The organism is Buttiauxella sp. 3AFRM03 (assembly GCF_003675305.1).
Taxonomy (GTDB): Bacteria; Pseudomonadota; Gammaproteobacteria; order Enterobacterales; family Enterobacteriaceae; genus Buttiauxella; species Buttiauxella ferragutiae.
In genome coordinates, this window is record NZ_CP033076.1 from 989,166 (window position 1) to 1,014,453 (window position 25,288).

Here is a 25,288-nt window from a genome sequence, read left to right on the forward strand (position 1 = left end):
TATGCCATTTTAATATATATCAGAAGTTGATTTATTTTCCTGGTAATGGGCAGTGATATTTTGATTGAGGGTTTGAAATTGCCCGTACTTGCGCAGAGCAATACGGTAATTGTTGGTACTGGTTGGCGGCAACCACGCATCAAATGAGTCGTCGAGGTAAGCGGCAGGCGAAGAAGGCCGTGGAACGTTTTGTGAAGATAAATAGTTACCCAGACGGCGCAAGCGCACCACGTATTCACGGATGGTGCCATGGCTCATCTCGGTTTGTTCGAACAGGTATTCTTTAAAGCCGATAATATCGAAATAGTGATCCTGCTCTTTGCAGTATAAATCGCCGCAAAAACGGCACAACGCCGCCCAGGACGGGCGTTCAATCTGCCAGCTGTGTTCATCAATTAACGTATCAAGCTGCGCGATAGCCGTTTTACTGACGATCTCGCCACGATGGGTGAGCGTAATTCTGTCGAGCAATTTCGCACAATGAGCACAATGGGTCTGTGTGTGTTTAAAGTCTTTTAAATAGCGGCTTAAAGGACGCTTTTTTAAGTTCTGCACCGTCATGATGTTATCCCGGACGTATTATAATGTACGGCCTACAACTTACCGAGCTTGGTGCGTAAGCGTTTAATCGCCTGGCTGTGCAACTGACTGACGCGCGACTCCCCAACGTCCAGTACCGCGCCAATCTCTTTAAGATTCAGCTCTTCCTGGTAGTAAAGGGTCAGCACCATCTTTTCACGATCCGGAAGCGCCTCGATGGCGTCCATTACGCGTTGGCGTAGATTCCCTTCCAACAGTTGTTGTAGTGGATTCGCCTGCTGATGCTCTTCAGTAATCAGTTCGATACTATCGCCATGCTCTTCACGCCACTCGTCATAAGAGAAAAGTTGACTGTTGTTGGTGTCGAGCAACATCTGACGGTATTCGTTGAGCGGGATATCCAACCGGTCTGCCACTTCAGTTTCAGTGGCATTACGGCCCAGCTCTTGCTCCAGTTGACCCATTGCCTGCGCAACACCGCGAGCGTTACGCCTGACGCTGCGTGGCACCCAGTCACGGCTGCGCAACTCATCAAGCATCGCCCCACGGATGCGCTGCACCGCGTAGGTAGTAAATGCCGTTCCTTGCAGGGCATCATAACGGTCCACTGCATTCAACAACCCGATGCCGCCCGCCTGTAGCAGGTCGTCAAGCTCCACACTCGCGGGCAGGCGTACCTGCAGGCGCAATGCTTCGTGACGCACCAATGGTACATAACGCTGCCACAGCGAGTGTTTATCCATTACACCTTCAGAGGTATACAGTGAATTCACGATAAACAGCCCTGCGTTAGTTGAGTTATCGGCATGATTATCCGTTTCTGGAGGGTTTTTAATCGCAAGAATAGTGGGTGAAATGAGGGGTTATTTGCGGTTATGGATAACAATTAATACGAAAAAACCCTGCCGAGGCAGGGTTTGGTCAGGTATCAGGCGATTAGCCCTGCAGCAGAGACAGTACTTGCTGTGGAACCTGGTTAGATTTTGCCAACACGGAGTTACCCGCCTGCTGGATGATCTGCGCTTTAGACATATTTGACACTTCGGTCGCATAGTCGGCGTCCTGAATACGGGACTGCGCTTCAGACAGGTTAGTGGTGGTGTTGTTCAGGTTAGTTACCGCTGAATCCAGACGGTTCTGTACCGCACCCAGAGAAGAACGGAATTTGTCTACCGAAGCGATAGCAGCATCAAGTTTTGCCAGCGGATCAGTAGTAGAACCAGAAGTCAGGCTGCTCAAGCTCAAGGCTTTGGTATCGATTTTAAACGAGGCTTCTGTTGCTGTTGAAACATCGGCAGATTCAGGATCTACGGCAACATAAAAATCTTGTTGAGCACCGCTAGCAATATCGAAGCCATTAGCTTTCAAGTTGTTGCTTTCAGCCGCTGTGGTCGCCTTGACAGTGACTTTTGCAAACAGGTTGCCGTTATCATCTGCGTAAACATCATCAGCGAAAGTCGCGCCGCCAGCTGCCAGGCCCAGACGAGTAGAAAGGTCATTTGCTGCACCTTTTTCTGATACTTTAGCATCTACAACTTGAGTAGTGGCACCGTAATATTTGGTGAAATCAGTGACTGCAGTTGCAGTTGACGCTTTACCAAATTCACCCGCCGCACTTACCGGGCCAGTCACGTTAAAAGTATTCAGACCCAGTGTAGTAGAGTCGATTTTTTTCAGGTCGATATCGATAGTCTGGCCATCGTTCGCGCCAACCTGGATAGACATTTTGCCGTCTTTAGCCAGTACATTCACGCCGTTAAACTGAGTCTGACCAGATACGCGGTCAATTTCAGACAGACGGGATTTGATTTCATCCTGGATTGAAGACAGGTCAGAAGCAGAGTTAGTCCCGGTAGAAGCCTGAACAGTCAGTTCACGTACACGCTGTAAGTTGTTGTTGATTTCTGACAGTGCGCCTTCAGTAGTCTGTGCAACAGAGATACCGTCGTTGGCGTTACGAGCAGCCTGAGTCAGGCCTTTAATGTTGGACGTGAAACGGTTTGCAATTGCCTGGCCTGCAGCATCATCCTTCGCGCTGTTAATACGTAAGCCAGAAGACAGACGCTCAATAGAAGTCGACAGAGCAGACTGGTTCTTGTTGATATTGTTTTGAGTAATCAGCGAGAGGCTGTTGGTATTAATGACTTGTGCCATGATTTATTTTTCCTGTGTTTCAAGTCTACGGTTTATGGGTTGGGTTTCCACCCGTCGGCTTCGTTGCCGTTAAACCTGTTATCGTCTGGTCCCCCACAACCTTTAGAATTTTTTTACATTCACAGTAAAATTTTTAGCACCGGAAATACTCTCGCCCTCTGCCGCTATTCTTGCCATTAAAAAAAAGAAATTAATCGTAAACTTTGTTTTTTCCAGGCCGATACTCCCGGTATTCATTTTATGCATCGATACATTAAGGAAATAATATGGCTAGTATTTCTACGCTGGGAATCGGGTCCGGTCTGGATCTGAGCAGCATTCTGGATAGCCTGCAGGCAGCACAAAAAGCGACGCTAACACCAATCTCAAAACAACAAAGTTCCTTTACAGCAAAATTGAGCGGTTACGGTACCCTGAAGAGTGCACTGGTCAGCTTCCAGACCGCCAACACCGCGCTCAATAAGGCCGATCTGTTTACTGCGACATCAACCAGCAGCAGTAGCACCGCGTTCAGCGCGACCACTACCGGTAATGCAGTGGCCGGGAAATATACGATTAACGTCACTCAACTGGCACAATCGCAAACGCTGACCACCAAAAATACCCAGCCCGACAGCAAAACAGCGATTGCCACCGGCGACAGCGTGTTGACCATTCAACAAGGTGGCGATAAAAAACCGGTCACCATTGATATTAGTGCTGCCAACTCTTCACTGAGCGGCATTCGCGACACCATCAATAATGCCAAAGCGGGTGTTAGCGCCAGTATTATCAACGTCGGCAACGGCCAATATCGTCTGTCTATTACCTCTGACGATACCGGTGGCGACAATGCCATGAGCCTGAGTGTCAGCGGTGACAGCGCCCTGCAAAGCTTTATGGGCTATAACGGCACCAGCACAGATGCCGCGAACGGTATGGAAGAGAGCGTTACCGCGCAAGATGCCGAGCTGACGGTGAACAACATTAAAATCACCAACAGCAGCAATACCATCAGCGATGCGCTGGAAGACATCACCCTCAATCTGAATAATGTCACCACCGGCACCCAAACGCTGACCATCACCAAAGATACTTCTAAAGCAGAAACCGCAGTCAAAGCCTGGGTCGATGCCTATAACGCCTTGCAGGACACCTTCAGCAGCTTAACCAAATACACTGCGGTTGATACGGGAGCCGATGCTCAAAACTCCAGCAACGGCGCACTGCTTGGCGACAGCACCTTGCGTACTATCCAGACACAACTCAAAGGGTTACTCAACAATACCCAGAGCAGTTCGTCATTTAAGACACTGGCACAAATCGGTGTGACGTCAGACCCGAGCACCGGAAAGTTAGAACTCGATGGCGACAAACTGAAAACGGCGCTGAAAAAAGATGCGGCTGGGGTCCAGGAGATGATTGTTGGCGACGGTAAAACCAGCGGCATCACCACCACCATCGGCAACAACCTGACCAGTTGGCTCTCCAGCACCGGGATCATCAAGGCGGCAACCGACGGTGTGAGCAAGACGCTGAACAGTCTGACCGCACAGTACAACAAAGCCAGTGAACGTATTGACTCAGAGATGGCGCGTTACAAGGCGCAATTTACTCAACTGGACGTGATGATGAGTTCACTGAACTCCACCAGCAGCTATCTGACTCAACAGTTTGATACCAGTTCCAGCAAAAAATAATTAATCCAGGAGCAGATATGTACGGGGCAAAAGCGACTCAGGCCTATGCAAAAATTGAAGTGGAAAGCGCGGTGATGAGTGCCAGCCAGCAACAACTAGTGACTATGTTGTTTGATGGTGCGCTCAACGCGTTAGTCCGTGCGCGTCTTTTTTTGCAGGATGGCAACCTGGAAGGGAAAGGCCTTTCGCTGTCTAAAGCCATTAATATCATCGATAACGGGCTGAAAATCGGCATTGATGAAACCAGCAACGACGAACTGACACAGAATCTGCACGCTCTTTATACCTACATGGTGCGACGTATCTTCCAGGCCAATCTACACAATGATGTCAGCGCGATCGAAGAGGTCGAGAACTTGCTGCGAAATATTGCCGATGCCTGGAAAGAAGTTGCTCTGATGCCTAACCGGATTCAGGACGCAGTCTAATGAACCACGCACCGCAACTGTACATTCGCTATCAGCAATTATTAGAGCAGAGCCAGGTGATGCTAAACAACGCCCGCAAAGGAATGTGGGACGAATTAATCGCTAGTGAAATGGATTACGTTAACGCGGTGCATGAACTCACTCAATTCATGAGCGACATTAAGCTCTCCATGCTGATGCAGGAGCAACTCAGCCCTGTGCTCCAGAATATTCTGGACAACGAAAGCGAGATTAAACGCTTACTGCAAATACGCATGGATGAACTGGCGAAACTGGTAGGGCAATCTTCCATACAACAATCCGTGTTAACCGCTTATGGTAAACAGGGAGGCCAGATTTTGGCTCCGCAAGACAATCAGGACATCACTTCCTGATCTTCTATTCCTGGTGCGAGAACGACTGAGCTTGTCGCACCAGGCATTTCCAGGCATATCATCCATAATTGAGATCCCTCTTTATGGAGCCTGTACATGCGCAATCCAACCTTGTTGCAATTTTTCCATTGGTACTACCCCGGCGGGGCAAGTTGTGGGCTGAAGTGGCAGAACGTGCAGCCACGCTCAATGATATTGGCGTCAATATGGTTTGGTTACCGCCAGCTTATAAAGGCAGTTCCGGTGGCTACTCGGTAGGATATGACAGCTATGATCTTTTTGACCTCGGTGAGTTTGACCAAAAAGGTTCTGTGCCGACTAAATACGGCGACAAAGCACAATTACTGACCGCGATAAAAGCCCTGCAGGAGAATGACATCTCCGTTCTGCTCGATGTGGTGGTTAACCACAAAATGGGCGCGGACGAAAAAGAACGTATTCGCGTGAATCGCGTCAACGAACAAAACCGCAATGAGATAGACGACGGCGTGATCGAATGTGAGGCGTGGACACGCTACACGTTCCCTGTCCGCGCCGGTAAATATTCGCAATTTATCTGGGATTACAAATGTTTTAGCGGCGTCGACCATATCGAAAACCCGACGGAAGACGGCATTTTTAAAATCATCAACGACTACACCGGCGAAGGCTGGAACGATCAGGTTGATGATGAACTGGGTAATTTCGACTATTTAATGGGCGAGAATATCGATTTCCGTAACCATGCCGTGACGGAAGAACTAAAATATTGGGCGCGCTGGGTGATGGCAGAAACGGGCTGTAATGGCTTCCGCCTTGATGCGGTGAAACACATTCCAGCATGGTTCTACAAAGAATGGATTGAGCATGTTCAGGAAGTAGCGGAACAACCGTTGTTTATCGTCGCGGAATATTGGTCGCACGAAGTTGATAAACTTCAGGAATATATTGCTCAGGTGGATGGCAAAACGATGCTGTTTGATGCGCCATTGCAAATGAAATTCCACCAGGCCTCAAAGCAAGGCCGCGAATATGACATGAGCCAAATTTTCACCGGCACGCTGGTAGAAGCCGATCCGTTCCACGCCATTACCCTTGTCGCCAATCATGACACTCAGCCACTGCAATCCCTCGAAGCGCCCGTTGAACCGTGGTTCAAGCCGCTGGCGTATGCGCTTATTTTGTTGCGCGAAAATGGTGTGCCAAGCGTGTTCTACCCGGATTTATTCGGTGCCAGCTACGACGACGAAGGTGGCGATGGCGAGACTTATCACATCGACATGCCCGTAATTGAACAGCTGGATGATTTAATTCACGCCCGCGAACTCTTTGCTCACGGTGTGCAAACTCTTTACTTCGATAGTCCTAATTGCATCGCATTCAGCCGCAGCGGTACTGATGAACACCCCGGTTGCGTGGTGGTGTTATCTAACGGCGATGAAGGCGAGAAAACCATTACGCTTGGCGATAATTACGGTGGCAAAAACTGGCGAGATTATTTGGGCAATCGGCAGGAGACTGTGACGACTGATGCCAACGGTAGCGCAACCTTCGCCTGTAACGGCGGCAGTGTCAGCGTTTGGGTGATAGAAGAAGTGTTATAAATGGGTCTGGAACCTCCCTCTCCAGTGATAAGGAGAGGGATACCCTACCCTACGGTAATTTGGTTTGCAGCGGGTTTTTCTGCAAATAATCAGCACATTCCTGCGTTGGACGCTCAACACGTTTCAGCGTCATCCCCGCATACTCCAGCGTATCTCCGAAGCGCTCTACGCTATAAACTTCACGCTTGTTCGTGACGTTATACCAATCGTCTGAACGCACTATCAGTTTACCCGGCAGAGCCATTACGCGCTGCCACTGACGGCAATCCAGCGTATCGCCCGCAGAAGTCACCACCAGCGTCGCTATCGCTTCGGGGCTCACCATCTCACTTTGCGGACCTTGTGACTGCCAGTACCCTGCAAGCCCTGCAGGTGCTGGTGCTTTCACCACTTCGCGGTAATTTTCAACCTGCACACAGCCGCTCAACGCCAGCAACACTGTCAATAATGCAATCTTCTTCATCATCTATCCTGACCGCGGAGAAAAAATAATTTTCGCATTAAAGCACTTAGCTCGCCAGTGTTTCTCTGTTTTGGGAAAAGGCGGCGTCTGCCAATCTGCTGAAACGGCAGTTTGCACCGTCAAAAGCAAACTGAGTCTGGAGCGAAGACATCAGCCATGCTTATCGCTAAGCAAAAACCAATTTGAAAATGTGATCGACAGCACAAAAAGAGGAGAAAACAAACGATATGGGCGCTAAATTTCGCGCCTATTTTTTAGGGTAATCAGCGGAGTGACAGTAATGGAATGGATAATTGCAGCAATAGCAATCCTGTGCTGTGTATATGTCGAAAGCAGCGCTCGCAATCAGCAAAAGCGCAAAGAAATGAAAACACGCCCACTGAGAGGTGTTAAGACTCCTCGCTAAAGCTCACGCATATAAGAAAGATGATCACCAGGGTTACCAGAAATTTAACCAACCAGGAACGTGAGAAATGAAATGGATGATTGCTGTGGTTTTCTTGGTTGTTGTTGTGGTGGTGAGCGCCATTATGGTGGATAGCGAGGTTGAAGAATCAACGGAGTCTGTTCACCTTTATAGCCAGTATTTTCACACTGTACGACACATCGCTAAGTTTAATATTGCGAGTGACTGTGAAAAATACCGATCACAATCCTTTCAGACTGACGACTACGCAACGCGTTTTTGCTCCAACAAATCAGACTTGAGCACGAATCTAAAATAATCAAAAAGACAAAGACCCGCCCCGGCGGGTCTTTTAATGCTTATATGTATTAAATTATTCGTGAATGCATTTTTCAGCTGCATGGTTCGGGGAAAGGAATGGATCAGGCTGGTTATTTGATTGTTGTCATAAAAAGCAGGGGTATTTTGAAGAATAGTTTTGGAGAGGTTTTGGATAAAGGGAAAAGAGTATATATTTTAGCCCCTTATGCAACATATCACCTTCTGAGTTCAGAGGTAAGAAAATGTCCTGGCAACAATTCAAATTAAATTATCTGGTTAAGTTCTGGGCTCCGATGCCCGCCGTTATCGCAGCAGGTATTCTTTCAACTTACTATTTCGGCCTTACAGGAACATTCTGGGCTGTCACCGGCGAATTTACCCGCTGGGGTGGGCAGCTTCTGCAATTAATGGGGGTTCACGCTGAAGAGTGGGGATATTTCAAACTCATTCATCTTGATGGCAACCCTTTAACACGCATTGACGGCATGATGATTATCGGCATGTTCGGTGGATGTTTTGCGGCCGCATTGTGGGCCAATAACGTGAAACTGCGGATGCCCCAACACCGCATACGTATTATCCAGGCGGTGTTAGGCGGAATCATTGCCGGCTTTGGTGCACGTCTGGCGATGGGTTGTAATCTGGCGGCATTCTTTACCGGTATTCCCCAGTTTTCTCTGCATGCCTGGTTCTTCGCCTTAGCGACTGCGATGGGTTCGTGGTTCGGTGCAAAATTCACCCTTCTCCCGCTGTTCCGTATTCCCGTCAAACTACAAAAAGTCTCTGCCGCCTCGCCACTCACCCAACGGCCTGAGCAAGCAAAACGTCGTTTCCGCATCGGTATGTTGGTATTCGCAGGTATGGTTGGATGGGGCGCAATTACCGCGATGAATCAACCGAAACTCGGTATCGCCATGCTGTTTGGCGTTGGGTTTGGGTTGTTAATTGAGCGAGCGCAAATCTGCTTTACCTCGGCATTCCGGGATATGTGGATCACTGGTCGTACGCATATGGCGAAAGCAATCATTTTAGGTATGGCGGTCAGTGCTATTGGTATCTTCAGTTATGTTCAGCTTGGTGTTGCGCCAAAAATTATGTGGGCTGGCCCTAACGCTGTCATCGGTGGGTTGTTGTTTGGTTTTGGGATTGTACTGGCTGGCGGGTGTGAAACCGGCTGGATGTATCGCGCGGTTGAAGGACAAGTTCATTACTGGTGGGTAGGATTAGGCAACGTTATCGGTTCCACGATCCTTGCATACTACTGGGACGATATTTCACCTGCCCTCGCCACCCAGTGGGACAAAGTCAACTTACTCGATACCTTTGGCCCGCTCGGCGGTTTACTGGTCACCTATTTGCTTTTGCTGGCCGCATTTTTGTTCATTGTCGGTTGGGAAAAACAGTTCTTCCGTCGTAAAAACCTGCACAGTAGCCAGCCTATTAAGGAGAGCGTATGAGCCACAATTATGTACCAGATTTCCGCCTGGATATGGTCGGTGAACCTTGTCCTTACCCGGCAGTTGCCACACTGGAGGCCATGCCACAATTAGCGAAAGGCCAAATTCTTGAAGTGGTGAGCGACTGCCCGCAGTCAATAAATAACATCCCTTTAGATGCCAAAAACCACGGCTACACGGTGCTGGATATTCAACAAGACGGCCCAACCATTCGCTATTTGATTCAACGCTGAACACCAGAGCGAGGGATAAAACCCTCGCCATTCATCTAAAATGTGCAATGCTTATCAAGCTTAGAAAAGATTTCGCAAACTCAATGGCGAGTTAACAATTATGAATTAAGATTATTCTTATAAGCCTAAAATGGAACAACGCCATGCGTGATTTCTTATCGACATTAAAATATGACTTAAAAATCAATACTGCCAAATCTAAGCTCATTATTTTAATATTCAGAATGGCAACTATTCACGCCAAAACAAAGGCGCTGTACCCGCTTTCATTGATGTTTGTGATTCTCAATCGAGTGGTTAATGAAGGATTGTTTGGTGTCGAACTGAATTATCATTTAAAGATTGGTAAAGGCTTTAAAATATGGCACGGCAACTCAATGATTATTAACAGAAACTGTATTATTGGCGAGAATTTTACCATCCGGCAATTCTGTACCCTTGGTAGCAATAAAAATGGTGTAGATATCAAATTTAACGTGGGTAACAACGTCAATATGGGCGCCCATTCGTGCATCATTGGTGATGATATTGAGATAGGCGACAACGTGACCATTGGCGTTGGAACGCTGGTTTTAAAAAGCGTCCCAGCAAATAGCACGGTCATTTCCAGCAATAAAATGGTTATTCTCGAAAAACACGAAACTTTAACCATCTAAAGATCATTCAATCCCATACTTTAGTTGTATTGACTTAATTCACCCCTCCCCGGAAGAAAATTGATAGAGATGACAACTCTTTTTCGTAGGTCGGATTAGCGCAGCGACATCCGACGTAAATGGTGGATGACGCTGACGCTTATCCCCCCTACAAAACCCGTTTTTAACCGTTTCCAAAGAAGGTTGATGTTCTGCACATCAGATAAATATTAATCGGCCCAACCTGATTTAGTATTTATTGCTGACTCAGCCATCGTGTATTTCTCTACGGTGTCACCCTTAAAAAGAATGGTCAGCTCTTTTTTGGTACCGCTTGCGCCATTATGGAACAGCCCATAAAACGGAATGAATGATTTCCCGTCTACTTTCACTTTGGCATAAGAGTATTTCCAGATTTCTTTACCACCATCAGTGAAAGAAACATTTTCCGGTGAGCCAAGCATGCTTTTAACTTGTGTTTTGGTGGTAGAGCCTTCTTTAATTTTTGACTGCATGCTAACTTCAGTTTCTTTTTGAAGATGCTTATTCCCCGATGATGCACACCCAGCAAGCACTACTACAACCATTGAAGCGATAATTAATTTTTTCAAATCCCTATCCCATATGTAACATTTTGTCACATGCTCTCAGCAGCGATGGCGCAGAGCCATGCAAAAAAATACAGTTAAATAGATTTAATGTTTGTTGTTTGAGAAACAACCAGATGCAATCATTCAGGAAACCTCAACCAATAAAACACACCTGAAATGAGCAAACTTTACAACCTTTACACTAAATCCCGCGTGGGTTTATCTCCATACGAGAGAACACCAGAGACAGCCCTCATAGCAATGGCTCGCCAATGTGGGCGTGACGAAATTGCCACCATTCATATCAGGCTAAAAATGCTCAAGGCTGAACTGAAAATGAATCCTGAATGGGATGGAGATACTAACGACCAAATCTGGGATGCTATTAATGAGCACAGAAATCTGCTCAAACTCATCTCTGTCAATGAGCCTTACCTGAAGAGGCTACTCTCACGTTCTACGTGGTAATTTCCTGATAATTTCTTTATATATCAGATAGCTTAAACCACTAAACCTGCATGTTCATCACTTCCTGATACGCCGACACCATCTTATTGCGCACCTGGATACCCATCTGTAGCGAAACCGACGATTTTTGCAGATCGACCATCACATCATTGAGCGCAACACCCGGTGTTCCGAGGGCAAAATTTTCAGCCTGAGTACGGGCAGCGGTTTGCGTTTCACTGATACGGCCAAGCGCTGCCTGTAACTCACCGGCAAAACTCACTTTTGGCTCGTAATTCTGAACCGGATTCCCCGCTGACAGCGCGGTTGCCTGCAACTGCTGAAGTACGCCTTCGATACCTTGAATTGCCATTTCCCTGCCCCAGTGATTTTAAACGCGGCAAGATTACCACCTTGTCACCAGGACAAAGGCGCTAAATAGCGGCAATAAATAGAGCTAATTCAGCCATCAAAACCGCTAAGAAAGAAAATAATAACGTTGCCATCTTTGTGGAACTTTTGTTGTGGGAGCTCGTTTTGTTCACTCTGTCTATTAAATATGTTGTCTACGCCCAGCTGCGAGGTGCTCAATGACCGCAGCAAGCCTGCCACAAACGCCGCAAAACAAAACCCAGGAGTGGCTGGCCCGCATTCGTGCAAATCCTAAAATCCCGCTAGCGGTCGCAGGCGCTGCGGCTATTGCCATTCTTGTCGCGCTGGTGCTGTGGGCCAAAACGCCTGATTACAAAGTGCTGTACAGCAATCTGGCCGAGCAAGATGGCGGTGCCATCGTCACTCAACTGACCCAGATGAATGTACCTTATCGTTTCTCTGATAACGGCAGCGCGATTTTGGTCCCGGCAGATAAAGTCTACGATCTGCGTTTGCGCATGGCACAGCAAGGGTTACCTAAGGGTGGCGCAGTCGGCTTTGAATTACTGGATCAAGAAAAGTTTGGCATCAGCCAGTTTAGCGAGCAGGTGAACTACCAACGCGCACTGGAAGGCGAACTGGCGCGTACCATCGAAACGCTTGGCCCGGTCAAAACAGCGCGTGTGCATCTGGCGATGCCTAAACCTTCTTTGTTTGTTCGCGAACAAAAATCCCCTTCTGCTTCGGTCACACTTAGCCTGGAAGCTGGTCGTGCGTTAGACGAAGGACAAGTCAGTGCCGTGGTGCATATGGTGTCGAGTGCGGTTGCTGGTTTGCCGCCAGGCAATGTGACGCTGGTCGACCAGGGCGGGCATTTGCTGACGCAGTCCAATACCGCAGGCCGTGACCTTAACGATGCGCAGCTTAAATATGCAATGGATGTCGAAAGCCGTTACCAGCGCCGCATCGAAGCCATTCTTGGGCCGATTGTCGGCAACAATAATGTCCACGCGCAGGTCACCGCACAAATTGACTTCTCTAATAAAGAACAAACACAAGAGCAGTATCACCCGAACAGCGATCCCTCTCAGGCAGCGGTGCGTTCGCGCCAGCTTAACCAAAGCGAGCAAGTGAATGGCCGTAACCCAGGTGGTGTGCCGGGTGCGCTATCTAACCAACCTGCCCCACCGAATAACGCCCCCATTTCAACACCGCCACAAGCTACGCCAGCGAATGCTCAGCCGCAGCAAACACAGGCAACATCCACCTCTGCGCAGAGTGGCTCGAGTAACACCCAGCGTGACGAGACCACCAACTACGAGGTCGACCGCACCATTTTGCATACCAAGTTGAACGTCGGTGATGTTCAGCGACTGTCTGTCGCGGTGGTGGTGAACTACCGCCAGCTTACCGATGGCAAACCACTGCCATTGACTGCCGATCAGATGAAGCAAATTGAAAATCTGACGCGTGAAGCGATGGGTTATTCCGATAAACGCGGCGATACGCTCAATGTCGTTAACTCACCGTTTAGCGCCAGCGACGAAACCAGTGCGGAACTGCCGTTCTGGAAGCAACAAGCCTTCTTCGAGATGTTGATGTCGGCCGGTCGTTGGTTGTTGGTGTTGATTGTTGCCTGGCTGCTGTGGCGCAAAGTGGTGCGCCCACAACTGCAACGCAAAGAAATGGCACAACAAGCCCTGGTTGAAGCCCAACGCCAGCGTGTGGAAGAGGAAGATGCCGTTTCTGTACGCCTGACGAAAGACGAACAGCAGCAGCAACGCAAAGTTAACCAACGCCTCGGCGCTGAAGTCATGAGCCAGCGTATTCGCGAGATGTCTGATAACGATCCGCGCGTGGTCGCGCTGGTGATACGCCAATGGATGAGTAACGAACTATGAGTATTAGCGGAACAGAGAAAAGCGCCATTCTGTTGATGACCATTGGCGAAGACCGTGCGGCGGAGGTGTTCAAGCATCTCAGTCCACGTGAAGTCCAGCATCTCAGTGCCGCGATGGCCAGCATTCGCCAGATTTCTAATAAGCAACTGACCGAGGTGTTGGCCGAGTTCGAACAAGAAGCCGAGCAGTACGCCGCGTTGTCGGTCAACGCGAACGATTATCTGCGTTCGGTGTTGATCAAAGCCCTGGGCGAAGAGCGTGCCTCCAGCCTGCTGGAGGATATTCTGGAAACCCGCGAAACCACGTCGGGCATGGAAACACTCAACTTTATGGAGCCGCAAAGCGCTGCGGACCTGATTCGCGACGAGCACCCGCAAATTATCGCTACCATCCTGGTTCACCTCAAACGTGCTCAGGCGGCAGATATTCTGGCGTTGTTCGACGAGCGTTTACGCCACGACGTGATGCTGCGTATCGCGACCTTCGGCGGCGTGCAGCCTGCGGCATTGGCTGAGTTGACCGAAGTGCTCAACAACCTGCTCGACGGCCAAAACCTCAAGCGCAGCAAAATGGGCGGCGTGAGGACGGCAGCAGAAATTATCAACCTGATGAAAACTCAGCAGGAAGAAGCGGTTATCACTGCTGTTCGCGACTTCGATGGCGAGCTGGCACAAAAAATCATCGACGAAATGTTCCTGTTCGAAAACCTCGTCGAAGTCGACGACCGCAGCATCCAGCGCCTGTTGCAGGAAGTGGAGTCCGAATCGCTGCTTATCGCCCTCAAAGGTGCCGAACAGCCACTGCGCGAGAAATTCCTGCGCAACATGTCGCAACGTGCGGCAGATATTCTGCGCGACGACCTCTCCAACCGTGGCCCGGTACGCCTGTCGCAGGTAGAAAACGAACAGAAAGCCATTCTGCTTATCGTTCGTCGCCTGGCAGAAACCGGCGAGATGGTCATTGGCACCAGCGAGGATACTTATGTCTAACGGGCTTGCGTGGAAAATCTGGACGCCAGACGATTTAGCACCGCCGTCGCAGGCATTTGAGCCATTGTTCGCCTCTGATGCTGAAGATGAACCCACTGAATCGCCTGAAGAAAGCGAGCCCAACTTGCAGCAGCAACTGGCGCAAATGCAGATGCAGGCGCACGAACAAGGTCATCAACTGGGTTATGCCGCAGGGCATACAGCGGGTGCAGAAGAAGGCCGTAACGCTGGTTTTCAGCAAGGCCTGGAGCAGGGGCTGGCTGAAGCTAAGCAACAGCAAGCACCGGTTCATGCGCGGATGCAGCAACTGGTTAGCGAATTCCAGTACACCCTGGATGCGCTCGATAGCGTCATCGCTTCGCGTTTGATGCAAATGGCACTGGAAGCGGCACGTCAGGTTATTGGTGAGTCAAAAGGCATTGATAACAGTGCGCTGATTAAACAGATCCAGGCGCTTTTACAACAAGAGCCGCTGTTCAGTGGCAAACCACAGTTGCGCGTGCATCCCGATGATTTACAACGTGTTGAAGAAATGCTCGGCGCAACACTCAGCCTGCATGGCTGGCGTCTGCGTGGCGACCCAAGTCTGCATCAAGGCGGCTGCAAAGTGTCTGCCGATGAAGGCGACCTCGACGCCAGCGTGGCAACGCGCTGGCAGGAACTCTGCCGCCTTGCAGCTCCAGGAGTGTTGTGATGACTGCCCGTTTAACACGCTGGCTCAACACGCTCGATAATTTCGAAGCGCGGATGTCACAGTTACCCACCGTTCGCCGTTATGGCCGACTGACACGGGCCACCGGCCTGGTGCTGGAAGCCACCGGTTTGCAATTGCCCCTTGGGGCGACCTGCATTATCGAACAGCACTCCAGAGATATTGAGTGCGAAGTTGTCGGTTTTAACGGCAAGAAACTGTTCCTGATGCCCCTTGAGGAAGTCGAAGGGATCTTGCCAGGTGCTCGCGTTTACGCGCGCGCCACCGCTGAAGGTGGCCTGCATAGCGGGAAACAATTGCCACTTGGCCCGGCACTATTAGGACGGGTACTTGATGGAGGTGGCCGTCCACTAGATAGCCTTCCGGCCCCTGAAACCACCACTATGGGGGCGCTGGGTGCCGCGCCATTCAACCCGTTACAACGAACGCCTATCGAACACGTTCTGGATGTCGGCGTGCGCCCAATTAACGCACTGCTGACTGTCGGGCGTGGGCAGCGTATGGGGCTGTTCGCCGGCTCCGGCGTCGGCAAGAGCGTGCTGTTGGGCATGATGGCGCGTTATACCCAGGCTGATGTGATTGTGGTGGGTTTAATCGGTGAGCGTGGTCGTGAAGTTAAAGACTTTATCGAGAATATTCTTGGCCCCGAAGGCCGCGCCCGTTCGGTGGTGATTGCCGCTCCAGCAGATGTTTCACCGTTATTGCGTATGCAAGGTGCCGCGTATGCCACGCGCATCGCCGAAGATTTCCGTGACCGCGGTCAGCATGTGTTGCTGATTATGGACTCCCTCACCCGCTATGCGATGGCGCAGCGTGAAATCGCGCTGGCGATTGGTGAACCTCCGGCTACCAAAGGTTATCCGCCGTCGGTGTTTGCCAAGCTCCCGGCGCTGGTTGAACGTGCTGGTAACGGTATCTCTGGCGGCGGTTCGATTACCGCGTTTTACACCGTGTTGACCGAAGGCGATGACCAACAAGATCCGATTGCCGACTCCGCGCGCGCCATTCTTGATGGTCACATCGTGCTGTCGCGCCGCCTTGCGGAAGGCGGACATTATCCGGCTATCGACATTGAAGCCTCCATCAGTCGCGCCATGACCTCACTCATTACCGACCAACACTACGCCCGTGTTCGTCATTTCAAGCAGTTGTTGTCCAGCTTCCAGCGTAACCGCGATTTAGTCAGCGTTGGTGCGTATGCCAAAGGCAGCGATCCACAGCTCGACAAAGCCATTGTGTTGTGGCCGCAACTGGAAGCCTTTTTGCAGCAAGGGATTTTCGAGCGCAGCGGCTGGGAAGAAGCCTGCCAGTCACTGGAGATTATTTTCCCTGGGGTTTGATGTTCACAACAACGGTGGATGACGGGTTTCGTCGGTCGGTTAAGCGAAGCGCCATCCGACACTAGCTTGATGGGAGATCGGTATGAACCAAAGCACCGCACTGGATACCCTGTGTGACCTCGCAGTAAAAGAGGTCGACGATGCAGCAGTTCGCTTAGGTGAAATGCGCCGCGGCTGCCAGCAGGCGGAAGAACAACTCAACATGCTGATTAACTATCAGTTTGAATACAGCAGCAGCCTGAATGACAACATGAGCCAGGGGATCGCCAGTAACCGTTGGCAGAATTATCAGCAGTTTATACAGACACTTGAGAAAGCTATTGACCAGCACCGCCAGCAACTGTCGCAGTGGAACAATAAGGTCAACCTGGCGCTCAACTTCTGGCAAGAGAAGCAAAAAAGATTACAGGCCTGGCAAACTTTGCAAGACCGAAAAGCCGCGCAGGTGTTACTGGCCGAAAACAAGCTTGATCAAAAACTGATGGATGAATATGCCCAGCGGGCAACACTGAGGAAGGTCGAACAATGATGCAGCCCCTGATAATCACTTCTCCTGATGTCGCAAGCAACTCGACTACTGCGGGCGGTACCATCGTCGCAGATAAAGGTTTCAGCGAAGATTTTCTGAGCCTGCTCGGTAAAGCGTTACCCGGCGAGATTTCGCTGGCAGACGGCAAAACCGTGTCGCTTGAAGCCGCGCTGAATAAAACGCCGAGCAAAGGCACCAGCACTGCCGATGAAAAAGCAACTCTCGCCTCACTGCTGAGCAATCTCGACACGCCAGAAGCACTTTCCGCCCTGCTTGCTAATGTGAAGAAAACCAGCAGCGACGATAATACAGCGCAAATTGAAGCGCAGAGTGAGCAAAACCATACCCTGAGCAATGCGGATATGCAGGCGTTGAGCGCCCTGTTTGCCATGTTGCCGCAGCAAACGCCAACCGCCAGCGCCCTGAATATGCAGCCTGAAACGGATGGCGAAGGTTCAAACGCGCTAAATGTTTTGCTCGCAGGCAGCGGTATCAAAAACACCCTGACGACGGATAGCCGTGACAACGCCAGCGCGTTGGACAAAACACCTGGGCTTCTGGATAAATCCACGCCAGGGAATACTGCGCCGTCCACCAGCAACGAACCCGTGGTCGACACGAAAACCTTCGCCGCCTTAAACAATGTGGAAAATGGCAGCCGCGATAATGCAGCCAACAATACGGCCACTACATCAACGCTCACCGCGCCAGCCTTCAGCACCGCAACCGTTGCCACACCGGCCACAACTCAAATTGCCGTGCCTGTCGCACCACAGATTAGCGCACAACTGGGAAGCCAGGAGTGGCAGCAGTCGGTAAGCCAGCACATCGCTTTATTCACCCGCCAGGGTCAGCAAACGGCTGAGCTACGTTTGCATCCTGAAGATCTCGGCCAGATTCAAATCAGCATGAAACTCGACGATAACCAGGCGCAATTGCAGATGGTTTCAGCCCACAGCCATGTGCGTGCCGCACTCGAAGCCACGCTGCCCAACTTGCGTATTGCGCTGGCGGAAAGCGGCATTCAGCTGGGGCAAAGCAGTATCAGCAGTGAAAGTTTTGCACAACAGCAACAACAGCAATCCGGGCAACAGCAGCAACAGGCACAACGTTCAGCAGGCAGCTTCCCGTCGATGGGAGAGTCTGAATCGCTGGCCGTTCCTGCCAGTATTCAACGTTTAGCGTCGGGAAATAACGCGGTGGATATTTTTGCCTGAGCCGCTCTCCCTAAGCTAAACGTCAGATGTAGAGATAAAAATCCCCTGTTTTCGGGCCTTTGAACGCCCGCAGACACGGGATAATTGACCCATATGCAGTACCGATACAGGAAAGATGCGTTTTATGACTGACACCGCTTTGCCAAAAAGCCGCAAGGGCTCCATCTGGATGATGTTACTGGTCCTGATTACTCTTGCAGCGTGTGCTACCGCAGGTTACAGCTACTGGCGTATGAAGCAAGAACCGGCTTCTGCTCAGACGAAAGCACCGGAGCCACCACCCGCGCCCGTGTTTTACGCACTGGATACGTTCACCGTTAACCTCGGTGACGCTGACCGCGTGTTGTACATCGGTATCACGTTGCGTCTGAAAGATGATGCCACGCGTCAACGCCTGAGCGAATTCCTGCCAGAAGTGCGTAGCCGCTTGCTGCTGCTGTTCTCCCGTCAGGATGGTGCAGCCCTGGCGACCGATGAAGGCAAACAAAAACTGGTTGAAGCCATCAAGAATACGCTGGCTCCACCGCTTGTCGCCGGGCAACCCCAACAGGCAGTCAGCGACGTGCTGTATACCGCCTTTATTTTGCGGTAATCCCATGGGCGATAGCATTCTTTCTCAGGCCGAAATTGACGCACTGTTAAATGGCGACAGTGACAGTAGCGACGAACCGACAGCTGGCTCGTCGCCAGAAACGGACATTCGTCCGTATGACCCTAACACCCAGCGTCGTGTGGTGCGTGAACGCCTGCAAGCGCTGGAAATTATCAACGAGCGTTTTGCCCGTCAGTTCCGTATGGGGTTGTTTAACCTGTTACGCCGTAGCCCGGACATTACCGTCGGGGCGATCCGCATTCAGCCCTATCACGAATTTGCCCGCAATCTGCCGGTACCCACCAACCTCAACCTGATGCACCTCAAACCGCTGCGTGGTACCGGTTTGTTCGTGTTTTCACCGAGTCTGGTGTTTATCGCCGTGGATAACCTGTTTGGTGGCGACGGGCGTTTCCCGACAAAAGTGGAAGGCCGCGAATTCACCCATACCGAACAGCGGGTGATTAACCGCATGCTGAAACTGGCACTGGAATCGTACAGCGATGCGTGGAAAGCGATTTATCCGCTCGATGTGGAATATGTGCGATCCGAGATGCAGGTGAAATTTACCAACATCACCACGTCGCCAAACGACATCGTGGTGAACACTCCGTTCCATGTCGAGATAGGCAACCTGACCGGCGAGTTTAATATCTGCCTGCCATTTAGCATGATTGAACCGTTGCGCGAGCTGTTGGTGAATCCGCCGCTGGAAAACTCCCGCCAGGAAGACCAAAGCTGGCGCGATACGCTGGTGCGCCAGGTTCAGCACTCCGAACTGGAACTGATAGCCAACTTCGCTGACATACCGCTGCGTCTGTCGCAAATTTTAAAATTGAAACCTGGTGACGTGCTGCCGATGGATAAACCGGAGCGCATTCTGGCGCACGTTGACGGTGTTCCGGTGCTGACCAGTCAGTACGGCACACTTAACGGTCAGTACGCTTTGCGCGTCGAACATTTGATCAACCCAATCCTGAATTCGCTGAACGAGGAACAGCCCAAATGAGTGATATTAATCAACCGTCCGACGACAATGCAGGCTCCGTGGACGATCTGTGGGCTGACGCGCTAAACGAACAAAAAGTCTCCACCAAGAGTACCGCTGACAGCGTGTTCCGTGCGCTGGAAGGCAATGACATTGCCGGGGCGATGCAGGACATCGACCTGATTATGGACATTCCGGTCAAGCTGACAGTGGAACTGGGCCGTACCCGTATGACCATCAAAGAACTGCTGCGTTTATCGCAAGGTTCGGTGGTGGCGCTGGATGGCCTGGCAGGCGAACCGCTGGATATTCTGATCAACGGCTATCTGATTGCCCAGGGTGAAGTGGTCGTCGTGGCCGACAAATACGGCGTGCGCATCACCGACATCATTACGCCATCTGAACGTATGCGTCGTCTGAGCCGTTAATTCGATGAAAACCCAGGCAACAGTACAGCAACCGACTGCCGCCAGCACCGGCTCTTCTTTGGTGCAAGTGAGCGGAGCCTTAACGGCGATTATTATTTTTATCTTGCTTGCCGCCTGGGTAGCAAAACGTTTTGGCCTGGCACCCAAAAACGGCTCCAGCAAAGAGATGAAAGTCAGTGCCAGTTGTAGCGTTGGCGCTCGCGAACGGGTGGTGATTGTGGATGTCGCAGACGCGCGTCTGGTACTTGGCGTCACCGCCGGGCAAATTACTCATCTGCATACGCTGCCCGCCGCAGCGGTCAGTGAAACGGTTTCCCCGGTTGCCCCTGCTGATTTCCAGGATTTGATGAAAAAAAGCCTGATGAAAAACCTGCTTAAACGTAACGGGAAAGATTGATGAAACGTTGGATTCCCTTCTCGTTGCTCGGCTTGCTGCTTGTGATGCCAGCCGCCTTCGCACAATTACCGGGGCTTATCAGCCAGCCGATGTCCAACGGCGGGCAAAGCTGGTCGCTACCGGTTCAGACGCTGGTGTTTATCACCTCGCTGACCTTTTTACCGGCCATCTTGCTGATGATGACCAGCTTCACGCGCATCATTATTGTTTTTGGCCTGCTGCGTAGTGCATTGGGTACGCCGTCTGCACCGCCAAACCAGGTACTGCTAGGGCTGGCGCTGTTTTTGACCTTTTTCATTATGGCGCCGGTATTCGATAAAATTTATACCGATGCCTATCAGCCGTTTAGTGAAAACAAAATCCAGATGGATGAAGCGCTGGAAAAAGGTTCTCAACCGCTGCGCGAGTTCATGCTGCGCCAAACCCGTGAAGCGGATCTGGCGTTGTTTGCCCGTCTGGCGAATACGCCACCGCTCGAAGGCCCGGAAGTGGTACCGATGCGCATATTGCTTCCGGCCTATGTTACCAGCGAGCTGAAAACGGCTTTCCAGATTGGCTTTACGGTGTTCATTCCGTTTTTGATTATCGACCTGGTGATCGCCAGCGTGCTGATGGCGTTGGGGATGATGATGGTGCCACCGGCAACCATTGCCCTGCCCTTTAAATTAATGCTGTTTGTCCTGGTGGATGGCTGGCAATTGCTGGTCGGCTCGCTGGCGCAAAGTTTCTACAGTTAGAGGGGAAAAAGATGACTCCTGAGTCGGTCATGATGATGGGCACCGAAGCGATGAAAGTGGCTTTGGCGCTCGCCGCCCCGCTGTTGATGGTGGCTCTGGTCACCGGTCTTATCATCAGCATGTTGCAAGCCGCCACACAGATTAACGAAATGACTCTTTCGTTCATCCCAAAAATTCTGGCGGTGTTTGTCACGATTATCGTCGCCGGGCCATGGATGCTTAATCTGTTGCTGGACTACATGCGCACGCTGCTAACGAACATCCCGATGAACATTGGATGATTCACGTTGATAGCGGGCAGTGGCTCACCTTACTGAGTATGGGATTCTGGCCATTTATTCGTATTCTGGCCCTGATCTCAACCGCTCCCATTCTCAGTGAGCGTTCTATTTCCAAAAAGGTGAAAGTCGGCCTCGCGCTGATGATCACCTGGATAATCGCCCCCACCATTCCCGCATCTGATGTGACTATTTTCTCAGCGGCGGGCTTTTGGCTCGCAGCACAGCAAATTCTGATTGGCATTGCGCTGGGCTTCACCATGCAGTTTGCCTTTGCTGCTATCCGCACCGCCGGGGAAATCATCGGTTTACAGATGGGACTGTCTTTCGCCACCTTCTTTGACCCTGGCAGCCGTCTGAACATGCCGGTGCTGGCGCGGTTTATAGATATGCTGGCGATGCTGCTGTTTCTGATGTTTAACGGTCATCTATGGCTGATTTCGATGCTGGTTGACACTTTTCACACCCTGCCGATCGGCGGTGACCCGATCAACAGTAATGCGTTTATGGCACTGACGCGTGCGGGTGGTTTAATCTTCCTTAACGGTTTGATGCTGGCACTGCCACTGATTACGTTATTGCTGACCCTGAACATTGCTCTGGGTTTACTCAACCGTATGTCCCCACAACTTTCGGTGTTTGTGATTGGTTTTCCACTGACTCTTGCCGTCGGCATGTTAGTCATGACTGCCTTAATTCCTTTGATGGCTCCTTTCGCCGAACATTTATTTAGTGAAGTATTTAATTTGCTTGCTGATATTGTGAGTGAAATACCCGCAAATTAATCCCACATTATTTGTATAGCCTTCATGAGGATATTCCTAAAAGATTTCTTAAATAACATCCACCAGGATATATCCGGCGCGGCTTATATGCTTTTACTTATCTCACAGAATCTAACATTCACTTTACTTTGAGAAATTTCTTAGCAAATTATACATAACTTTACTGGATAGTTGTTATGCCTAAAAATACTTCGCGGGTAAAAGGGGGGGGAATGTTATGTCAACGATCATTATGGATTTATGCAGTTATACCCGGCTAGGATTAACAGGATATTTGACCAGCCGTGGCATCCGAAAACGGCAGATGACCAACTTGGAGACTACCGAGGAGCTGGCTCACGCCTGTGAGTCGCAGTCGCCTAATGTGGTGTTTATTAATGAAGACTGTTTCATCCATGATGCTCAGAGCAGCGAGAAAATTAAGCAGATCATTAATCAGCATCCCAATACATTATTTTTAGTCTTTATGGCAATTGCTAATATTCATTTTGATGAATATCTTTTGGTTCGCAGCAATCTGTTAATTAGCTCCAAATCAATAAAACCCGAATCACTAGATGAAATCCTTTCGGAATATTTAGCAAAAAATGCGCATTGCATCGGCCATATTAATTTACCCACGTTATCATTAAGCCGCACTGAGTCGAGCATGCTTAAAATGTGGATGTCCGGGCAAGGCACCATTCAAATATCAGATCAGATGAATATCAAAGCAAAAACGGTGTCATCGCATAAAGGAAATATAAAACGCAAGATAAAAACCCATAATAAGCAGGTGATTTATCATGTGGTGCGCCTGACGGATAATGTGACGAATGGTATTTTTGTTAATTTGCGTTAGAGATTAAACCGCAAGTGAATGTCGGATGTCGCTACGCTAATCCGACCAGGGAACGGCAGGTGTGGGGTGGATTAGCGCAAGCGACTCCACCAGAACCACCCAGCAACAGACTACTCCGAGCGTTCTACAAAAATACCATCCGGGTGGCCTGACTCGTTAAAAAACCAGATGCCCAACGGATACTCTTCCAGCGACACCAGATACATCGTCCCTTCGCTAAATTGCTCAACAGCTAATACCACGCCTGGCCGACGCGGGCCGCCATCGGTTTTCACGGTGACGCGATCGTTGATATTCATAACAAAATCCCTCCGGTTTCTTTGTGCCAGTTTAGATCAAAAACGACTCATTCGCATCGGGTGTCTATACTTAATCTCGGGTACCCCTGGAGGACTACGGCATGAAGAGCACGAAAGAACTCAATGATAGCGCGCGTATCGATGTTGATGCGTTACTGGCGGCCATCAATGAGATCAGCGAAAGTGAAGTGACGCGTGCGAGCGATAGCGACGATCCCCATCGGGTCAGTATCGATGGACGCACCTGGCATACCTACACCGAACTGGCGGAAGCCTTCGAGTTGGATATACACGATTTTAGTGTCAATGAAGTGAACCGCTAGATATACCCAAAATAATTCGAGTTGCAGGAAGGCGGCAAATGAGTGAATCCCGATGAGCTTACTTAAGTAAGTGATTCGGGTGAGGGAATGCAGTCAACGCACCTGCAGCTTGAAGTATGAAGGGTAAAAAAATCCCGGCAGAGTCGCCGGGATTAAACTTGCGTAAGCAAGAAGCACTTGAAAAATTCGTTACATCAGGAAATCTGATGTGCGTTCACATTACCTCAGATTTATTTCAACACAATGAAATATTCACCATATGCATATTTATATTTTGAATATGACGGGGTGAAACGGGTCCTGAACTCCTTATCAGCCGCGGCTTTCCGGTCGTTGTTTGCCTACCCATAAAGGATTAAGTGGTTAGTTTGATTGAGAAGATTCTTAAGCACCGGGATCTCACTATTTGAATTTTAGGAGAAGCGCCATGCCACTTTTGCACGATCCGTTATTAATCATTTCAGATCTTGATGGCACGCTGCTGGAGCATCATTCCTATCGCTGGGAAGCCGCCAGTCCATGGATCAGTGTGCTCCGTCAACACGGCATCCCGCTAATTTTATGTAGTGCGAAAAGCGCCGCTGAAATCCTGGACTGGCAACACGAACTTTCGTTAACGGGCCTGCCATTTATTGCTGAAAACGGCGCGGTGATTCAGCTTGACGCCCGATGGAGTGACAGTGATGCCTACCCTCGCCTGTTGACCGGAATTCACCATCAAGAACTGTTTGCTGTGCTCGATAAACTGCGCCAGAAATTTGGCTTCAAATTCACCTGTTTTGCCGATGTCGACGAGCACATCCTTTGCGAACTGACGGGACTGACACGCACACAGGCAAGCCTTGCGAAACTTAATGAAGCCTCGGAGACATTAATCTGGCGCGATAGCGAGGAGATGATGACCGCGTTTAGCGAACAGCTTGCCTCGCTGGGTTTGATGATGTTGCAAGGCGGGCGATTCTGGCATGTTCTCGATATGCAGGCGGGCAAAGACAAAGCCATTCACTGGCTGCAACAGCAATTTCAGCAACGCGAAGGGAAAACTTACATCACCATTGGGCTTGGTGACAGCCCAAGTGACGCTTTACTGCTCGATAGCGTCGACTACGCGGTTGTCGTCAAAGGTTACAGCAGGCAACCCATCACGCTGCAAAACGACACCCCACAGCGCGTGTATCGCAGCCAGAACTACGGCCCTGAAGGATGGAAAGAGGGTCTTGACCACTTCATCACCACCCCGTCTCGCTGAT

Annotated in this window: 30 protein-coding genes and 1 pseudogene; 24 read left to right on the forward strand and 7 right to left on the reverse strand. The window is 50.2% G+C overall.

The genetic code is table 11. The annotated features are described in order from the left end of the window. Positions 1-9: 9 nt before the first annotated feature. The 3 genes from fliZ to D8682_RS06110 form a co-directional block, all read right to left on the reverse strand. Complete coding sequence (gene fliZ / locus D8682_RS06100; RefSeq protein WP_064545556.1) at positions 10-561, reverse strand: flagella biosynthesis regulatory protein FliZ; 552 nt, start codon at positions 559-561, stop codon at positions 10-12. 32 nt (positions 562-593) lie between these two features. After that, the gene (locus D8682_RS06105) at positions 594-1,313 is read right to left on the reverse strand and encodes an RNA polymerase sigma factor FliA (protein ID WP_064545552.1); all 720 of its coding nucleotides are present in this window, start codon (positions 1,311-1,313) and stop codon (positions 594-596) included. A 163-nt stretch (positions 1,314-1,476) separates the two neighbouring features. Then, a complete protein-coding gene (locus tag D8682_RS06110; RefSeq protein ID WP_121813814.1) occupies positions 1,477-2,694 on the reverse strand; it encodes a FliC/FljB family flagellin in 1,218 nt (405 codons plus the stop codon). Between the two features lie 266 nt (positions 2,695-2,960). Here D8682_RS06110 and fliD point away from each other — a divergent pair, with 266 nt between their 5' ends. The 4 genes and pseudogenes from fliD (at position 2,961) to amyA (ending at position 6,758) form a co-directional block, all read left to right on the forward strand. Further along, a complete protein-coding gene (gene fliD / locus D8682_RS06120) occupies positions 2,961-4,373 on the forward strand; it encodes a flagellar filament capping protein FliD (RefSeq protein ID WP_121813815.1) in 1,413 nt (470 codons plus the stop codon). A 17-nt stretch (positions 4,374-4,390) separates the two neighbouring features. Further along, positions 4,391-4,801: a flagellar export chaperone FliS gene (gene fliS / locus D8682_RS06125; RefSeq protein ID WP_121813816.1), complete on the forward strand. Its 411-nt coding sequence runs from the start codon at positions 4,391-4,393 to the stop codon at positions 4,799-4,801. Beyond that, positions 4,801-5,175, forward strand: coding sequence for a flagella biosynthesis regulatory protein FliT (gene fliT / locus D8682_RS06130; protein WP_064545544.1), 375 nt, complete (start codon positions 4,801-4,803; stop codon positions 5,173-5,175). The genes fliS and fliT overlap by 1 nt, the downstream gene beginning before the upstream one ends. A gap of 96 nt (positions 5,176-5,271) precedes the next feature. Further along, a pseudogene (amyA, locus tag D8682_RS06135) lies at positions 5,272-6,758 on the forward strand (alpha-amylase). Positions 6,759-6,807: 49 nt separating this feature from the next. Here amyA and yedD read toward each other — a convergent pair. Next, entirely contained in the window at positions 6,808-7,221 is a 414-nt protein-coding gene (yedD, locus tag D8682_RS06140) for a lipoprotein YedD (protein WP_121813817.1), read from the reverse strand. Between the two features lie 473 nt (positions 7,222-7,694). Between yedD and D8682_RS06145 the strand changes: the two genes are divergently transcribed. The 4 genes from D8682_RS06145 to D8682_RS06160 all read left to right on the forward strand — a co-directional run bounded on the left by D8682_RS06145 (position 7,695) and on the right by D8682_RS06160 (position 10,294). Then, a complete protein-coding gene (locus D8682_RS06145) occupies positions 7,695-7,946 on the forward strand; it encodes a hypothetical protein (RefSeq protein WP_064545537.1) in 252 nt (83 codons plus the stop codon). Positions 7,947-8,190: 244 nt separating this feature from the next. Beyond that, on the forward strand, positions 8,191-9,405 hold the full coding sequence (yedE, locus tag D8682_RS06150; RefSeq protein ID WP_121813818.1) for a selenium metabolism membrane protein YedE/FdhT: 1,215 nt from the start codon (positions 8,191-8,193) through the stop codon (positions 9,403-9,405). After that, on the forward strand, positions 9,402-9,638 hold the full coding sequence (gene yedF, locus D8682_RS06155; protein ID WP_064545534.1) for a sulfurtransferase-like selenium metabolism protein YedF: 237 nt from the start codon (positions 9,402-9,404) through the stop codon (positions 9,636-9,638). Before yedE ends, yedF begins: the two co-directional genes overlap by 4 nt. A gap of 143 nt (positions 9,639-9,781) precedes the next feature. Beyond that, positions 9,782-10,294, forward strand: a complete 513-nt coding sequence (locus tag D8682_RS06160) for a serine acetyltransferase (protein WP_064545532.1) — start codon at positions 9,782-9,784, stop codon at positions 10,292-10,294. A 209-nt stretch (positions 10,295-10,503) separates the two neighbouring features. Here the strand turns inward: D8682_RS06160 and D8682_RS06165 are convergent, their stop codons facing one another. Next, a complete protein-coding gene (locus tag D8682_RS06165; protein WP_121813819.1) occupies positions 10,504-10,884 on the reverse strand; it encodes a hypothetical protein in 381 nt (126 codons plus the stop codon). Between the two features lie 487 nt (positions 10,885-11,371). Beyond that, a complete protein-coding gene (gene fliE, locus D8682_RS06175) occupies positions 11,372-11,683 on the reverse strand; it encodes a flagellar hook-basal body complex protein FliE (protein ID WP_121813821.1) in 312 nt (103 codons plus the stop codon). A gap of 217 nt (positions 11,684-11,900) precedes the next feature. Between fliE and fliF the strand changes: the two genes are divergently transcribed. From fliF to rcsA, 14 genes are all read left to right on the forward strand, one after another. Further along, entirely contained in the window at positions 11,901-13,583 is a 1,683-nt protein-coding gene (gene fliF, locus D8682_RS06180) for a flagellar basal-body MS-ring/collar protein FliF (protein ID WP_064545527.1), read from the forward strand. Beyond that, on the forward strand, positions 13,580-14,572 hold the full coding sequence (fliG, locus tag D8682_RS06185) for a flagellar motor switch protein FliG (RefSeq protein WP_064545525.1): 993 nt from the start codon (positions 13,580-13,582) through the stop codon (positions 14,570-14,572). The genes fliF and fliG overlap by 4 nt, the downstream gene beginning before the upstream one ends. Beyond that, a complete protein-coding gene (gene fliH, locus D8682_RS06190) occupies positions 14,565-15,266 on the forward strand; it encodes a flagellar assembly protein FliH (protein WP_064545523.1) in 702 nt (233 codons plus the stop codon). Before fliG ends, fliH begins: the two co-directional genes overlap by 8 nt. Further along, positions 15,266-16,624, forward strand: a complete 1,359-nt coding sequence (gene fliI, locus D8682_RS06195; RefSeq protein WP_121813822.1) for a flagellar protein export ATPase FliI — start codon at positions 15,266-15,268, stop codon at positions 16,622-16,624. Before fliH ends, fliI begins: the two co-directional genes overlap by 1 nt. Before the next feature lie 82 nt (positions 16,625-16,706). Continuing rightward, entirely contained in the window at positions 16,707-17,153 is a 447-nt protein-coding gene (gene fliJ, locus D8682_RS06200) for a flagellar export protein FliJ (RefSeq protein ID WP_064545519.1), read from the forward strand. Continuing rightward, positions 17,150-18,370 carry a flagellar hook-length control protein FliK gene (locus D8682_RS06205; RefSeq protein WP_121813823.1) on the forward strand — a complete coding sequence of 407 codons (1,221 nt, stop codon included), beginning with the start codon at positions 17,150-17,152 and terminating at the stop codon, positions 18,368-18,370. Before fliJ ends, D8682_RS06205 begins: the two co-directional genes overlap by 4 nt. Before the next feature lie 124 nt (positions 18,371-18,494). Next, on the forward strand, positions 18,495-18,962 hold the full coding sequence (gene fliL, locus D8682_RS06210) for a flagellar basal body-associated protein FliL (protein ID WP_064545585.1): 468 nt from the start codon (positions 18,495-18,497) through the stop codon (positions 18,960-18,962). Between the two features lie 4 nt (positions 18,963-18,966). Then, positions 18,967-19,971, forward strand: a complete 1,005-nt coding sequence (gene fliM / locus D8682_RS06215; protein WP_064545515.1) for a flagellar motor switch protein FliM — start codon at positions 18,967-18,969, stop codon at positions 19,969-19,971. After that, positions 19,968-20,378, forward strand: coding sequence for a flagellar motor switch protein FliN (gene fliN / locus D8682_RS06220; protein ID WP_064545513.1), 411 nt, complete (start codon positions 19,968-19,970; stop codon positions 20,376-20,378). The genes fliM and fliN overlap by 4 nt, the downstream gene beginning before the upstream one ends. A gap of 4 nt (positions 20,379-20,382) precedes the next feature. Then, a complete protein-coding gene (gene fliO / locus D8682_RS06225; RefSeq protein WP_121813824.1) occupies positions 20,383-20,775 on the forward strand; it encodes a flagellar biosynthetic protein FliO in 393 nt (130 codons plus the stop codon). Beyond that, on the forward strand, positions 20,775-21,512 hold the full coding sequence (gene fliP / locus D8682_RS06230) for a flagellar type III secretion system pore protein FliP (RefSeq protein WP_064545509.1): 738 nt from the start codon (positions 20,775-20,777) through the stop codon (positions 21,510-21,512). Before fliO ends, fliP begins: the two co-directional genes overlap by 1 nt. Before the next feature lie 11 nt (positions 21,513-21,523). Further along, on the forward strand, positions 21,524-21,793 hold the full coding sequence (gene fliQ, locus D8682_RS06235; protein ID WP_064545507.1) for a flagellar biosynthesis protein FliQ: 270 nt from the start codon (positions 21,524-21,526) through the stop codon (positions 21,791-21,793). Next, entirely contained in the window at positions 21,790-22,575 is a 786-nt protein-coding gene (gene fliR, locus D8682_RS06240; protein WP_064545505.1) for a flagellar biosynthetic protein FliR, read from the forward strand. Before fliQ ends, fliR begins: the two co-directional genes overlap by 4 nt. A 217-nt stretch (positions 22,576-22,792) precedes the next feature. Then, complete coding sequence (gene rcsA, locus D8682_RS06245; protein WP_121813825.1) at positions 22,793-23,416, forward strand: transcriptional regulator RcsA; 624 nt, start codon at positions 22,793-22,795, stop codon at positions 23,414-23,416. A 110-nt stretch (positions 23,417-23,526) separates the two neighbouring features. Here the strand turns inward: rcsA and dsrB are convergent, their stop codons facing one another. Next, positions 23,527-23,715 carry a protein DsrB gene (gene dsrB, locus D8682_RS06250; RefSeq protein ID WP_064545501.1) on the reverse strand — a complete coding sequence of 63 codons (189 nt, stop codon included), beginning with the start codon at positions 23,713-23,715 and terminating at the stop codon, positions 23,527-23,529. A gap of 101 nt (positions 23,716-23,816) precedes the next feature. Here dsrB and yodD point away from each other — a divergent pair, with 101 nt between their 5' ends. After that, entirely contained in the window at positions 23,817-24,038 is a 222-nt protein-coding gene (gene yodD, locus D8682_RS06255; RefSeq protein ID WP_064545499.1) for a YodD family peroxide/acid resistance protein, read from the forward strand. A gap of 427 nt (positions 24,039-24,465) precedes the next feature. Then, the gene (locus tag D8682_RS06260; protein WP_064545497.1) at positions 24,466-25,287 is read left to right on the forward strand and encodes a mannosyl-3-phosphoglycerate phosphatase-related protein; all 822 of its coding nucleotides are present in this window, start codon (positions 24,466-24,468) and stop codon (positions 25,285-25,287) included. The last annotated feature ends 1 nt before the right edge of the window (position 25,288 follow it).